Origin of the sequence: Streptomyces sp. NPDC006997 (assembly GCF_040635175.1) — a bacterium.
In the GTDB taxonomy this organism is placed as follows: domain Bacteria; phylum Actinomycetota; class Actinomycetes; order Streptomycetales; family Streptomycetaceae; genus Streptomyces.
Map to the genome: position 1 here is coordinate 147791 of NZ_JBEYHH010000018.1, position 12009 is coordinate 159799.

At 73.0% G+C, this 12009-nt stretch carries 11 protein-coding genes and 1 pseudogene; 9 read left to right on the forward strand and 3 right to left on the reverse strand.

The genetic code is table 11. The annotated features are described in order from the left end of the window. The first annotated feature begins 289 nt into the window (after nucleotides 1-289). The 4 genes from ABZ659_RS19760 (at nucleotide 290) to ABZ659_RS19775 (ending at nucleotide 4346) form a co-directional block, all read left to right on the forward strand. On the forward strand, nucleotides 290-1939 hold the full coding sequence (locus tag ABZ659_RS19760) for a serine/threonine-protein kinase (RefSeq protein WP_360221339.1): 1650 nt from the start codon (nucleotides 290-292) through the stop codon (nucleotides 1937-1939). Then, nucleotides 1936-2565, forward strand: a complete 630-nt coding sequence (locus tag ABZ659_RS19765; protein WP_360221342.1) for a hypothetical protein — start codon at nucleotides 1936-1938, stop codon at nucleotides 2563-2565. The genes ABZ659_RS19760 and ABZ659_RS19765 overlap by 4 nt, the downstream gene beginning before the upstream one ends. Nucleotides 2566-2745: 180 nt before the next feature. Continuing rightward, on the forward strand, nucleotides 2746-3183 hold the full coding sequence (locus ABZ659_RS19770) for an NfeD family protein (protein WP_360221345.1): 438 nt from the start codon (nucleotides 2746-2748) through the stop codon (nucleotides 3181-3183). A 59-nt stretch (nucleotides 3184-3242) separates the two neighbouring features. After that, a complete protein-coding gene (locus ABZ659_RS19775) occupies nucleotides 3243-4346 on the forward strand; it encodes an SPFH domain-containing protein (protein WP_360221348.1) in 1104 nt (367 codons plus the stop codon). A 10-nt stretch (nucleotides 4347-4356) separates the two neighbouring features. Here the strand turns inward: ABZ659_RS19775 and ABZ659_RS19780 are convergent, their stop codons facing one another. Beyond that, the gene (locus ABZ659_RS19780; protein WP_360221351.1) at nucleotides 4357-5814 is read right to left on the reverse strand and encodes a nitronate monooxygenase; all 1458 of its coding nucleotides are present in this window, start codon (nucleotides 5812-5814) and stop codon (nucleotides 4357-4359) included. Between the two features lie 175 nt (nucleotides 5815-5989). On the opposite strand from ABZ659_RS19780, the gene ABZ659_RS19785 reads away from it, so the two are divergent. Beyond that, the gene (locus tag ABZ659_RS19785; RefSeq protein WP_360221354.1) at nucleotides 5990-6355 is read left to right on the forward strand and encodes a hypothetical protein; all 366 of its coding nucleotides are present in this window, start codon (nucleotides 5990-5992) and stop codon (nucleotides 6353-6355) included. Nucleotides 6356-6370: 15 nt separating this feature from the next. Here the strand turns inward: ABZ659_RS19785 and ABZ659_RS19790 are convergent, their stop codons facing one another. Continuing rightward, nucleotides 6371-6514 (reverse strand): hypothetical protein, encoded by a 144-nt coding sequence (locus tag ABZ659_RS19790; protein ID WP_360221444.1) that lies wholly within the window; start codon nucleotides 6512-6514, stop codon nucleotides 6371-6373. Between the two features lie 118 nt (nucleotides 6515-6632). Continuing rightward, nucleotides 6633-7052: pseudogene (locus ABZ659_RS19795) on the reverse strand (hypothetical protein); the annotation flags it as partial. Between ABZ659_RS19795 and ABZ659_RS19800 the strand changes: the two are divergent. From ABZ659_RS19800 to ABZ659_RS19815, 4 genes are all read left to right on the forward strand, one after another. Beyond that, a complete protein-coding gene (locus ABZ659_RS19800) occupies nucleotides 7033-7728 on the forward strand; it encodes an ester cyclase (protein WP_360221357.1) in 696 nt (231 codons plus the stop codon). The pseudogene ABZ659_RS19795 and the gene ABZ659_RS19800 sit on opposite strands and share 20 nt — an antisense overlap. A 268-nt stretch (nucleotides 7729-7996) precedes the next feature. Then, a complete protein-coding gene (locus tag ABZ659_RS19805) occupies nucleotides 7997-9589 on the forward strand; it encodes a DUF1254 domain-containing protein (RefSeq protein ID WP_360221360.1) in 1593 nt (530 codons plus the stop codon). A gap of 49 nt (nucleotides 9590-9638) precedes the next feature. Next, the gene (locus ABZ659_RS19810) at nucleotides 9639-10544 is read left to right on the forward strand and encodes an HAD family hydrolase (RefSeq protein ID WP_360221363.1); all 906 of its coding nucleotides are present in this window, start codon (nucleotides 9639-9641) and stop codon (nucleotides 10542-10544) included. Between the two features lie 19 nt (nucleotides 10545-10563). Beyond that, nucleotides 10564-12000, forward strand: coding sequence for a DUF1254 domain-containing protein (locus ABZ659_RS19815; RefSeq protein WP_360221366.1), 1437 nt, complete (start codon nucleotides 10564-10566; stop codon nucleotides 11998-12000). The last annotated feature ends 9 nt before the right edge of the window (nucleotides 12001-12009 follow it).

The window sequence follows — 12009 nt, forward strand, 5'->3', positions numbered from 1 at the left end:
GAACGCCGCCACGCCCGGGCGCCGCTCCGCCCCGCGCAGCCAGACCATGGTGACGTCGGTGTGTGCGGCGGGGCCCGTCAGCGGTACCGCGGCGACCTCGCCACGGGCCGCCGGTCCGGCCGCCGCGGTCTCCGGCAGCGGGGCGCAGCCCATCCGGCACGGCGGGCGCGAGGGCACCTGAGTGGGCGGCGGGCGCAACCGCGGTGGCCGGAAAACGTGTCTCTCACCGCGCGGCCCGGACACCTCGCCAAGGGGCGGGGCTCCGGCGGCCGTCGGCTGGGGGGCTGGAATGGACACATGGGCGGTACCCGGATACGCCGAGTCCGGGGAACTGGGGTCGGGGGCGAGCGGGCGGGTCGTGCTCGCCGTGCACGAGGAGACCGACCTGCCGGTGGCGGTGAAGTACCTCAGCGAGTCCCTGCGCACCCGGCCGGGCTTCGTCCACGGCTTCCGGGCCGAGGCGCGGCTGCTCGGCGGCCTGGACAGCCCGTACGTCGCCAGGCTGTTCGAGTACGTGGAGAGCACGCACGGCGCCGCCATCGTGATGGAGCTGGTGGACGGCGTCTCCCTGCGGACGCTGCTGCGGCGCGAGGGCCCGCTCGGTCCCGAGGCCGCGCTCACCGTCCTCAAGGGTTCCCTGCTCGGCCTCGCCGACGCCCACCGCGTCGGTGTCGTCCACCGCGACTACAAGCCGGAGAACGTGCTGGTCGCGCCCGACGGCTCGTCCCGGCTCGTGGACTTCGGCATCGCCGTGGACGCGGGCACCAGCTCCGGTGTCGCGGGCACCCCCGCCTACATGGCCCCCGAGCAGTGGACCGGCGCGCCCGCCTCGCCCGCCGCCGACGTGTACGCGGCCACCGCCACCTTCTTCGAGTGCCTGACGGGCCACAAGCCGTACCCGGGCGACAACCTCGCGGAACTCGCGCTCCAGCACGTCGACGCGCCCGTCCCCGCCGACGAGGCCCCCGAGCCGGTACGCGACCTGGTGCGCCGCGGGCTCGCCAAGGATCCGGCCGGGCGGCCCGCCCGCGCCGACGACTTCGTCCGCGAACTGGAGACGGTCGCGGGCGGCGCCTACGGGCCCGACTGGGAGGACCGCGGACGCGGTCGGCTCGCCGCGCTGGTGGCACTGGTGCCGCTGCTGCTGCCCTCGGGCCGCGGCGAGGCGCCCCGCACCACCACGGACACCGCGCGCACGGTCCTGGCCGCCGAGCCGGGCGGGGGCTGGGGCCGGTCGTGGCTGCCGGGCCGCCCGGGCCTGGCCGTCGCCGGCGTCGCCGTACTCCTCGGGTTGCTGCTGGCCTACGGGCTCCGGGACGACCCGGGGACCGCCGCTCCGCAGGGGGTGGCGGCCCTGGCGCTGGCCACCACCAGCGCCGAGGCGGGCGGGGGCGGCGCTCCGCCCGGTACGGGTCCGTCAGCGGTCCCGGGCGCGGTCACGGACTCGCCCTCCGCGCCGACCGCGTCGGCCGACCCGACGCCCTCGCCACCGGGCACCGCCGCGCCCCCGGCCACCGGCCTCACGACGGCGCCCGAGGAGACCGCCACCACGACGCCCCCGCCGTCGGAGCCCGCCGGCCCGCCGACGACGACGCCGGACGCCCCCGTCGCCCCCGCCGTCAAGGACATCGCGGTCTCGGCGTTCCAGCAGACCGGCGCGACGACCGCCACCGCCACCCTCAGCATCACCACGGACGGCACCGGACCGGTCTCCGTGACCGTGGCCTGGTACGCGGGCGACACGGCGGGGCAGCCCGGCGCCCCGGACGGCGGGTCCCAGACCTTCGAGCGCGGCGGCGCCACCCGGTACACGCTCACCCTCGACCACGCCTTCCAGACCAGCGGCTGCTACTGGACCGTCGGGGCCACGACCTCCCCCGCCTCCGCCGACGGCGGCGCCGCACAGCAACTGCTGACCAAGAGGTGTGATCTCCGATGACAGCGCGCAGCGGACGCGATGACGACGCCGCCGAGTACAGCGCCACCGTGCTGGCCAGCCACTGGATCCAGCGGCCCGAGGCGGAGGGCGCGGCGGGGCCCACACCCCCCGACCGCGTCGACGGCACGGTCCTGCGCTTCGGCCCCGGCGTCACCGCCGCCGCGCTCGCGCACCGTCCCCACCGCACGCTGCCCGCTGTCCCGCCGCCGCCCCCCGCGCCCCGCCGCCCCCGGCTCCGGCGGCTGCGCGGGCACGCGCTGCCCACCCTGGTCGTGCTCGGCGTCCTCGCGTTCCTCGCGTGGCAGCGCCTCGGGCCGTCGCTCGCGGTGGACGCGGTCACGGTCACGGCCCGTCCCACGGCGCTGGAGTGCGGCGGCACCGCGCACGTCGTCGGTGTCGTCGCCACCAACGGCCGCGCGGGCGAGGTCACGTACCGCTGGGTCCGCAGCGACGGCACGGCGTCCGGTGTCCTGACCGAGGTGCTGGCCCGGGGCCAGGACCGGGCGCGCCTGCACCTGCGGTGGACCTTCGAGGGCGAGGGCCACCACGCCGCCCGCGCCGACCTGCGCGTCCTCACCCCGACCCCGCGCACGGCCACCGTCCGCTTCACGTACGACTGTCCGTGACCGGCACCCCCGCCACGACGCCGGTGCCGGGCCAGCAGTCCGTGCCGGGGCGCCAGGCACCGGACCACCGCGAACAGCGGCGTCAGCACACAGACGATCGAACCTCCCGCCGCGCTCCCTGTCTGCCCGGCCTCCCGAGAGGTAGCTTGGGGGGAGAGGCCCCTGAAGGAGGGCGATCAGATGCCATGGTTCCTGTGGCTGCTCGCCGCCGCGGCGCTGGGCGCCGCGGAGTTCTTCACCCTGACCCTGTTCTTCGGACTGCTGGCGGGCGCCGCGCTGGTCGCGGCCGTGGTCGCCGGTCTGGGCGTCGGTCTGCTCGGCCAACTGCTGGCCCTCGGGGCGGCGACGGTGGCGGGGGTCGTCCTCGTCCGCCCGGTCGCGCTGCGGCAGCTGGCGGAACAGCCCCTCGTCCGGGACGGCAGTGACGCGCTGGTCGGCAAGCGGGCCGAGGTCGTGCAGGAGGTGACGGCGACCCGTGGCCTGGTCAAGCTCTCCGGCGAGGAGTGGTCCGCCCGCGCCTACGACGAGAGCCTGGTGATCCCGGTGGGAGCCCTGGTGGACGTGATGGAGATCGAGGGGGCCACGGCGATCGTCTACCCCCGCGAACTCCTGCCGTGACGAACGGCTGACGGCTGACGACCGTGACGAACGGCTGAAGACCCAGCAACGGAGGCACTGTGGATCCCGTGGTCATCCCCCTTCTCGTGGCGGCCCTGGTCGTCGTCTTCCTCGTGGCGTCCACCGTGCGGATCGTGCCGCAGGCGCGCCGCTACAACGTCGAGCGGTTCGGCCGGTACCGCCGGACGCTCCAGCCCGGTCTGAACCTGGTGCTGCCGGTGGCGGACCGCATCAACACCAAGCTCGACGTGCGTGAGCAGGTGTACTCGTCCGACCCCCGGCCGGTGATCACCGAGGACAACCTCGTGGTGAACATCGACACCGTCCTCTACTACCAGATCACCGACCCGAGGGCGGCGGCCTACGAGGTCGCCGACTACCTCCAGGCGATCGACCAGCTCACGGTGACGACCCTCCGCAACGTCATCGGCAGCATGGACCTGGAGGAGACGCTCACCTCGCGCGAGGAGATCAACTCCCGGCTGCGCGCCGTCCTCGACGACGCCACCGGCAAGTGGGGCATCCGCGTCAACCGCGTCGAGATCAAGGCCATCGACCCCCCCGCCACCATCAAGGAGGCGATGGAGAAGCAGATGCGCGCCGAGCGGGACAAGCGCGCGGCCATCCTGCACGCCGAGGGGGAGCGGCAGGCCAAGATCCTCACCGCGGAGGGCACCCGGCAGAAGGACATCCTGGAGGCCCAGGGCACCCAGCAGGCGATGATCCTGCGCGCGGACGGCGAGGCCAAGGCGGTGGAGCTGGTCTTCCAGGCGGTGCACCGCAACAACGCCGACGCGAAGGTGCTGGCCTACAAGTACCTGGAGACGCTTCCGCACCTGGCGGGCAGCGACAACAACACGTTCTGGGTGATCCCGGGGGAGCTGACGGAGGCGATCCGCACCGTCACCAGCGCGTTCGGCGACCAGTCGACGACGGGCGCCCCGCGGCCCGCGCCCGCGGAGGAGCCGACCGGGTCCGACGCCCACCGGGTCCCGCAGCTCGACGCGGCCAGCGCGGCGGGCGCCGCCGTCTCCCTCGACGCGGCCACGGCCGCCGACGAGGCGGGGAAGCAGGCCGCCGCGGCGGTGAGCGACGCGAAGGCGGAGGCGGAGGCCGCGCAGTCACCCCAGTCATCCCGCAGGGCCCGCGCGTCCGACGAGTGAAGCCCCTGCCCTACACGGGAGCCGCCTGGGGCACCAGCCCCGCCGACAGCCACCGCACCACCGTCTCGACGTCGTACGGTCCCCCGTCCGGCGCGATCTCACGGAGGAAGCCGAGGTCCTGCCCGATGGTGACGACGGGCGGCTCCACCCCGCGCCGCGGCCGACGCTGGCCGAACCCGACGGCGGACATCAGCCCGTTGCACAGGCACTGCCGCCCCTCGGTCCGCTCGGCGGCCCCGCCCTTGCGGACGTACGCCGTGAGGGGCTCCGCCGGGCAGCGGTAGTCGATGTCCCCGCGCTCGGTCCGGTACGGGGTGCGCAGATAGCCGAGGTCGCAGACGCGGGCGCGCCCGGCACGCGTCTCCGGGTCGGCGAGGGTGTCGGGCAGGTCGGCGACCTTGAACGGGAACGAGGTCGGGGAGGCGGCCGGATCGTTGCGTACCGTCAGCTCCCGGGCCAGTTCCCGCTCGACGACCTGCCGCCGCAGCCCCTCCGCCATGCCCGACTCCTCGCAGAGTGCGAAGACACTGCCGAGCTGCACGCCCGCCGCGCCCGCCGCCCTGGCCTCCCGGAGCCGCTCGGGCCCGCACTGGCCCCCGGCGATCCAGAACGGCAGGCCGAGCGCGGCCATCCTGGCGAGGTCGGGGGTGTCCCGGGGGCCGTAGCGGGGGTCGCCCTGCTCGTCCAGGCGCATCGGACCGCGCGGCGGGGCGCTGTGCCCGCCCGCGAGGTGGCCCTCGACGACGAACCCGTCCGGCCGGGTCTCCTCGTCCCGGTTCAGGTACGTGGCCAGGGCGGGCAGGGAGACGATGGCCAGGACCCGGGGGCGGCACAACGGCCCCGGATCGGCGCCGCGCAGCACCGAGGCGGGGTCGAAGCCCAGCTCGTGGGGCCGGTCGTCGCCCTCCACGTCCACCCGCGCGGTGACCGGCTCGCACCGGGCGAGCGCGCGGGCGATCCCGGGTATCTGCCCGGGCACGCCCGCGCCGACCAGGACGTAGTCGACACCCGCCAGAATCGCCCCGAACATCGCCGGTACGGTGGCGAGTTGGACCTTCTCCAGGTAGTTGACGCCGACCGGTCCGCCGTGTCCCTCCCTGGCGAGCCACACCTCGCAGAAGTTGGCGACGACGGTCAGCTCGCGGGCCGGGGACGCCGGGTCGACGGTGAGCAGGGGCGTGGCGGCGTACAGTTCCCCGGCTCCGATGCCGCCCTCGACGAAGTACCGGTCCAGCACCGCCTCGGCGGTCCCCGGCACCGGGAAGGCGGCCAGCGCCCGCCGCAGGTGGCCGCCCGGGTCGCCGCTCTGCAACACCCGGATCAGCAGGGTGTCGAGCGCGGTGCCGGAGACGACTCCCAGCTGCCCGGTACGCGCGACCGCCCGGGCGAGCCGCCACCCGGACACGCCCACACCCATGCCGCCCTGGATCAGCCACGGCAGCTCAGCGGTCGTCCGGACAGTGCGCATGGGTCCTCGCAAACGTCGTGCCAGGGGTCGCGGAACGCAACCTTCGGTACCGTAACTTACGGCACCGTAGGTCGGCGTGGCCACGTGGGGCGGCGGTAGCCACGACGTCCTCGGCGAGGGTCTCGGGAGGCCCGAACCCCGGCGCCGGCGCGGGCGGCGAATAGGATGTGCGCTCATGTCGAACACCGATGAGTTGCTCGTCGCCATCTCCGCCGCGGTGGAATCCGAGCGAAGCAATCAGATGTCGCTGACCGTGGTCGTCGGCGGCGCCGTCATCACCGGCCGACTGGCTCCCGAGGCCGTGTGGCGGGAGCGGGTGGCCGAGGTACTGAAGGACTCGGACCGGCTCGGCCCGTTCTCCGACGTCTTCGCCCGCGGCACCCGGTCCAGCCAGCCCGAGCCACCCACCCACCTGCACTTCCACCTCGCCCGCATCCTCCAGGGCAGCCTCGGCATCCCCGAGACGGGCGGCATGTACCGGGTCGCGATCAAGGACGTCAGCGCCTGGACGGTGGGTGACTTCAGCTACATCGACCACTGAGGTGGACGCCTGCCCCTACTCACTCCGCAACACCTGAGCCACCGTCAACCGTGCCGCGCGCCGGGCTGGGACGAAAGCGCCGAGGAGGGCTGTCGCCAGTCCGGCCAGGGCGAGGGCGGTGAGGGCGGTGAGGGCGGGGAGGTGCCAGACGTCGGTCATGTACGGGGCAGGCCGATGTCCACGGCGTCGGCCATGCGCGGGACGACCAGGTGGTGGGCGCCACGCCCAGGGGAACGCCGACGAGGGAGCCGGTGGCGCCCGATACCGCCGTCGACGTCATCGTCGTCACCGTGACCTGCCCGGGGGTCATGCCGACGGACTCGAACACGCCCAGGTCCCGGCGCCGGTCATGGGTGTGGAGGACCACCGTGTCGAAGACGCCGAGCGCGGCGACCACGGTGAATACCGCCACCGCCTGACCGTGCTGCACGGGGGCACGGGCCGGTCCCCCGGCGGGAACTGACCACGCATCCGACGGGCACCCCGCCGGGGGAGGCCCGTGCTGCGCGCGATGCGCGCACGCGTTGACCGAGCCGGGAGGCGATGGCTGGATGACCGACGGCCTGCTGCCGTACCGCCCGACGGCAGGTGAGAGGCCAGACGACCTGCCAGGAAGATCGGGCAGGCACCGCCTATCCTGAAGATGACCCCGCCCCTCTGACCATGCGGGAGGCGTCATGACATTCGTCCAGGTCATCGACTGCAAGACCAGCAGGGTCGATGAGTTGAACAGGCTGATGGACAGCTGGGTGGAAGCCACGCAAGGCAAACGGACGGCCACCCATTCGATCGTCGGCCGGGACCGCGCCGACTCCGCTCACGTGGTGGAGATCGTGGAGTTCCCCTCGTACGAGGAGGCGGTGAAGAACTCCCGGCTGCCGGAAACGGACCGGATCTTCCAGGAGTTGGTGGCGGCCTGCGACCAGGAGCCCACGTTCACGGATCTCGACGTCCTACGGGACGAGCAGTTGAACGAGACCGTGGTCCGCGACTTCTTCGAGGAAGTCGCGAACAAGAGGAACTTCGACGCGCAGGACGCGCTGTGCACGCCCGACTACCAGGAGCACGACCCCACCCTGCCGACGGGTGTCATCGGGCTGGAGGAGTCCAAGGCGGCGAACCGGAAGCTTCACGCGGCGCTCGGACCGGTGGTCACGATCGAGAACCTGATCGCGCAGGGAGACCTGGTGAGCGCGCGGTTCTCCTTCCGGGGTCGGCACACGGGCGAGTTCCAGGGCGTGGCAGCCACGGACCGGGAGTTCTCGGCCACCGGTCACGCGACGTTCCGCTGCCGGGGTGGCAGGATCGCGGAGAGCTGGTGGAACACCGACGACCTCGGTCTGCTGCGGCAACTGGGCGTTGTCGAGGCCTGAGCCCTCCCACCAGGGCGCGTGTGCGCTGTGCCGAGCCCGGCACCCGCGTCGGTGAGACGCGTCCGCGTGCCACCCCCGGAGGGTTCCGCCGCGCTCCGGGACGGCGGTGATCTCCCTGGAAGCCCGCCTCGTCACGCCGTGGAGCGGAACCTCCCGCACCGCCAGCCCCCGAGACGCGAGCGCCCCCGATGGTCTAGGTGGAGTGGTGGTCCGCGGCCGGTACGGCTCATGGTCGAGAAGAGCCCTCCCCCGAGAACGGAGCGATGCGGTGCAGCACGAGGAACGGATCTCGCCGCAGGTCATGGAGTCGCTCTCCACGCCCGAGCGGGTGGAGACACATCTGGGCACTCTGGAATTCCCGCTCGGCATCCCCACCGAGGAGACGGCCGACCGCGTCTACGACCATCTGGACCGTCTGCACGCCGTGCGCGGGTTCCTCGACGCCTACTCCGGTGTCAGTCTGTGGGCGGCGCGCAAGGGTTTCCTCGAAGCGGGGGTCAGGGACAACGACGTCCTCGTCTTCTCGGAGTTCATGGATCCCGAGACACTCGTGCTGACAGGGAACGCGGACACCGTCTACTTCATGTCGTTCCTCGACCTGACCGAGGGTCCGCTGGTGGTGGACATGCCGCCCCTCTCCCTCTGCTTCCTCAACGACCTGTGGTTCCGCTGGGTCGCCGATCCCGGTATGGCCGGGCCGGACCGCGGGGCCGGCGGCACGTACCTCTTCGTGCCGCCCGGTCACGAGGGTCCCCTTCCGGAAGGCGGCTACTTCACGCTGAGGACCCGCACCACCCGGCTCGTCCTGGGCGGCCGGGCGTTCCTGGAGAACGACGACCCGAAGCCGGCCGTCGAGCGCATCAAGGAGAGGCTGCGCATCCACCGCTATGCCCCCGGGTACTACGGAACAAGCATCGGGGAGATCGTCACGGGAGGCACGGCCCCGCCGTTGCCCTGGACCGCCCAGACATGGACCGCCGCGCTCCGCAGGCCCGACCCGCCGCGGTTCGTCGAGGGCAGCGGGCGCGCCCTGAACACGGTTCCCCCCGCGGACGCGACCTACTTCGACCTCGCGAGTGAGCTCGTGCACGACCAGCCGGCCGAGGCGCTCGATCCCGAGATCGCCGGTGCGCTGGCCGCGGTCGGGATCGCCAAGGGCCGGCCCTTCGAGCCGGACCCGCGGATGCGGGAGATCCTCACCGAGGCGGCCGCGGTGGGGAACGCGACGGCTCGTACCCTCGCCTGCCGCCCGCGCCCGGAAGAGGGAGCGCACTACTACGGCGCGTCCTCCCGGTGGGTCAACGGCCTGCTCGCCTCCGGCTACGACTTCGCGACCCCGCCCGCGGACATCACCGACCGGGGTGTCGAGCCCCGTCCGAGCGACGGCGCCCGGATGCTCAACCTGCGGAGCTGGTGGTGGTACCTGGGCGTGGGCATCAGCCCGGCGTTCACCGCACCGCTGCCCGGTGTCGGCTCGCAGTACCTGTTCGCGTTCGCGGACCGGCAGGACCGGGCCCTCGACGGGGGTCGGCACTACCGGCTGGTCCTGCCCCCGGACATCCCGGCCGCCCGTTTCTGGTCGGTGACGGTCTACGACAACCAGACCCGCTCCATGCTCTCCACGCCGCAGCGCTACCCCCGGGCCGGCAGCCAGGACTACCCGACCCCGGCGGCGGTCGCCGACGCGGACGGCACCACGACGGTGCACTTCGGTCCGGACCGCCCCGACGGCGTACCGGAGGGCAACTGGATCCAGACCACGCCGGGCCGCGGGTGGTTCGTCGTGCTGCGGCTCTACAGCCCTCTGCGGCCGTTCTTCGACAGGTCCTGGCGGCCCGGAGAGCTTGAGGCGGGGGACTGACCCCGCGCGGCAGATCGGACGGCGTGGCGGTCCGGACACCGAGGTGACCATGAGCACGAGCCCTCTGGAGAGCTGGAACGACGGAGCCGCGAAGCGGGCGATCGTCGACTTCGTGACGTCGGCGGCGGTGGAGGGGACGCCGGACTTCGTGCCGCCGATGGACCGGGTCGCCGTGTTCGACAACGACGGAACGCTGTGGGTCGAGAAGCCCGCTCCCGTGCAGACGGCGTTCGTCCTGGAGAAGCTGGCCGCGCGGACGAGGGCGGACCCGTCGCTCGCCGACGCGTGGCCCTACCGCGCCATCGCCGCCCGGGACGCGTCGTTCCTCCACGCGCTGGACATCCAGGACGCCGACGCGGTGACGTCGACGGTGGAGGCCATCGGGGCGGCCTGGGAAGGCACCACCCTGGACGCCTACGAGGCCGAAGCCGCCCGGTACCTGGCCTCCTGGCGCCACGAACGCTACGGCCTGTCCGCCACCGGCCTGGTCTACCAGCCGATGCTGGAACTCTTCGACTACCTCAGGGCCCACGGCTGGCGGGTGTTCGTCTGCTCGGGCGGCGGACGCGACTTCATGCGGGTGATCTGCGAGGAGACCTGGGGCCTGCCCCGGGAGAACGTGATCGGCTCGGCACCGGAGTTCGCCTGGCGGGACGGCGAGCCGGTCCGCCGGGCCGTCCTGCACGGCCCCGTCGCGATCGGCCCCGGGAAGCCCGAGTACGTCCTCGCCCGCACCGGCCGCCTGCCACGCTTCGCGGCCGGCAACGACGACGTCGACGTCGAACTGCTGGCCTCCGCGCGGTTCGCCCTGCTCGTCGTGCACGACGACGACGTACGGGAGTACGCCTACACCGAGGGGGCGGAGCAGGCACGCGCGACCGCGCGGCGAGAGGGCTGGACGACCGTCAGCGTGAAGGACGACTGGAGGACCGTGCTCAAGGAACGGTCCCACTGATCCGTTCAGGAGGAACCCCATGACCCAGGTGAGCGAAGGCGCCAGCCCCGGCACGTCGGCCGAGACCCTGACCTCGATCAGCCTCCCGGACCGGTTGGCGACGGTCTTCGGCGAGATGGAATTCTTCGACGGCCTCCCCCTCCCCGACACGGTCACCCGCAGCTACGACACCCTGGACCTGCTACGCGGGATCGAGGTGTTCCTCAACTGCGTGCCCGGCGCCTCGATGGTGGCCATGCGGCGTGGCCTCGCCGGCCTCGGCATCGACTCCCACACCATCGGCTTCACCGCGCCGCGCTGCGGCTCGGCACCGCTGGTCCTCACGGCGAACACGGAGACGACGTACGGAATGGCCTGCCTGGCGCTCGACCAGGACGGACCCACCGTCATCGAGTCGCCGCCGAACTCGCTGTGCTTCGTCAACGACCTGTGGCAGCACTACGTCACCGACATGGGCATGGCCGGGCGGGACAAGGGAGAGGGCGGCAAGTACCTCTTCCTGCCCCCGGGCCACGACGGTGAGGTCCCCGACGGATACCTCGTCGTGCGGCCGAAGACCTTCTCCTCGTGGGTGCTGATGCGCGCCCTGGGCGGTGAGGAGGGCATTCTCCGCGCCCGCATCTACCCGCTCTCCGCCGCGGCGGACCCGCCCGAGCAGCGCTTCGTCAACTTCGCGGAGTCGGACTTCAACACCGTCCACGCCAACGACTTCACCTTCTACGAGGAGATCGACACGCTCGTGCAGGGGGAGCCGCCCGAGGCGCTCGACCCCGAGCGGGCCGGACAACTCGCCGCGATCGGCATCGTGCCCGGCAAGCCGTTCCAGCCGGACGACCGGATGCGCTCGATCCTCGACACCGCCGCGAGAATCGCGTCGGGCATCGTACGGACGCTGGCCTTCAAGCCCCGTGACCCGCTCTTCTACCACTACCCCGGCAGCTCGTCGTGGAAGAACCCGTGGCCCTCGCGCAGCTACGCGTTCCTGTCGGCGGAGGGTGCCCGGTTGCTGGACGCCCGGGCGGTGTTCCACTACGTCGGGGCGGGCACCACGCCGGCGATGGCGTCCGCGGCCGTCGGGGTCGGATCGCAGTACGCCTACACGGCGGAGGACTCCACCGGCGCCTGGCTCGACGGCGGGCGGGCCTACACGCTCAGGCTGCCGAGCGGCATCCCGGTGAAGGACTTCTGGGCCGTCAACGTCTACGACCCGCAGACCCGTTCCCTGCTGCGCACGGATGCGCCGTACCCGAGTGTGAACAGCCTCTCGGACGCCGTCCGGTCCGAGGACAACGGCGACACGGTCCTCCACTTCGGCCCGACGGCGCCGGAGGGCAGGGAGGGCAACTGGGTCCGGACCGTCCCCGGCAAGGGGTGGTTCACCATCCTCCGGCTCTACGGACCGCTCGAAAGCTGGTTCGACCAGAGCTGGCGGCCGGGCGAGATCGAACCGGCGTGAGGTAGGCGG